Source organism: uncultured Microscilla sp., from assembly GCF_947493425.1.
GTDB lineage: Bacteria > Bacteroidota > Bacteroidia > Cytophagales > Microscillaceae > Microscilla.
Genome location: NZ_CANLRP010000444.1, coordinates 1 through 644 on the forward strand (window position 1 = coordinate 1; position 644 = coordinate 644).

Here is a 644-nt window from a genome sequence, read left to right on the forward strand (position 1 = left end):
TTATGAGCAGATAAAGGTTTGTGAAGAAGAAATAGAGAAAACTCTACATAAATGGCAAACCGCAGAAGTAATTGATGAGCAGAAGTGGGAAAGTAGACAAAAAACGAAGAAGGTAAAAAAGAACGATTATTCTTTTGATGTCAATGTTTACCTTAAAGACATTGTAGAAGTGGATTTAACCCAAATCCCTGGTTTAACTGAAAACACCATTCTGACGATACTGGCAGAAACAGGTATAGACATGAGTAAATGGAAAAATGCTCAACAATTTGTGAGTTGGGCATCACTTGCGCCTAATCCCAAAATATCGGGGGATAAAGTTTTAGGTCACTTCAAATCAAAACACAGTAGTCGTACTAATCAAGCATTTAAACTAGCTGCTTGGGGGCTTAGTAATAGTAAGTGTCATTTAGGAGCAATGTATCGACGACTAAGTGCTAAAAAAGGATCTGGTATAGCTGTGAAAGCTGTTGCACGTAAACTAGCAACCATATTTTATGTAATGATGAAGAATAAAACTGAATATAAACACACCTCTGCTCAAGAGTATCAAAGGAAACACGAGCAAAGGGAGTTGAAGAAATTACAAAAAAAAGCTCTAAGAATGGGCTATCAAATACAAAAAATAGCTTCCTGATTATCAG

1 protein-coding gene is annotated in these 644 nt (G+C 35.9%); it reads left to right on the forward strand.

Annotated elements, in window-relative coordinates; genetic code table 11:
• Positions 1-637, forward strand: a 637-nt coding sequence (locus tag Q0954_RS34250; protein ID WP_299466673.1) for a transposase, incomplete at its 5' end; no start/stop codon positions are given.
• Between the last annotated feature and the right edge of the window lie 7 nt (positions 638-644).